Source organism: Providencia rustigianii DSM 4541 (assembly GCF_000156395.1).
Classification (GTDB): domain Bacteria; phylum Pseudomonadota; class Gammaproteobacteria; order Enterobacterales; family Enterobacteriaceae; genus Providencia; species Providencia rustigianii.
In genome coordinates this window covers 552-1,247 of record NZ_GG703828.1, presented here as the reverse complement: position 1 = coordinate 1,247, position 696 = coordinate 552, and the positions used below count along the sequence as shown (strand labels likewise).

Annotated in this window: 1 protein-coding gene and 1 pseudogene; both read left to right on the top strand. The window is 46.4% G+C overall.

Translation table 11 applies throughout. The annotated features are described in order from the left end of the window. Nucleotides 1-91 (top strand): GpE family phage tail protein (locus PROVRUST_RS18605; protein ID WP_039856043.1); only part of this gene is annotated, 91 nt, incomplete at its 5' end. Beyond that, a pseudogene (locus PROVRUST_RS18600) lies at nucleotides 84-696 on the top strand (phage tail tape measure protein); the annotation flags it as partial. The gene PROVRUST_RS18605 and the pseudogene PROVRUST_RS18600, both read left to right, overlap by 8 nt.

The following is a 696-nucleotide window of genomic DNA, read 5'->3' as shown; positions in this document are numbered from 1 at the left end:
GTCGCCAGCAGTAACCGAAAATTATTCTTTGACTGAATTATTAGAATGGCGTTATCACGCCCTTAAACGTAGCGGTGTTGAAGATGAGTAAAGATTTACGTTTACAGGTGATTTTAAGCGCCGTTGATAAATTCACAAAGCCACTACGCGGCGCTCAAGATTCCAATAAAAAACTGGCGGAAACTCTCCGCCGGTCTCGCCAAGAATTAAAAGAACTCAACAATCAAGCTAAGCAAATTGATGGCTTTAAGAAAACAAAGCAATCCCTTGATGCTGCAAATAATGCCTATCAAAAAGCCACCGAAAAGGTGAGCCAGCTTTCGCGCGAATTATCCTCAGTACAAAACCCAACAAAGGCGCAGTCCAGAGAATTTGAACGTGCCAAGTCTGCCGCTGCTAAGCTAAAAATGGAAGCGGGAACGTTAAGCGTATCGCTACAGCGACAACGAGAAGCGCTGAAAAATAGCGGCATATCTACCCGCCAGTTAAGTCAGGCTCAAACCAGACTCAATAGTGATATTTCCTCAGCTAATCAACGATTGCAGCAACAAGAGCAGCAATTAAAACGTGTCGCCAATCAAGAGCGGCGTATGTCGGCGGCGAAAGATGGCTATCAAAGAACCATGGACGTTCGAAACAAAATGGCTGGGGCTGGTGCTGGCATGACAGCCGCAGGGGTCGGGATCGGATATGCGG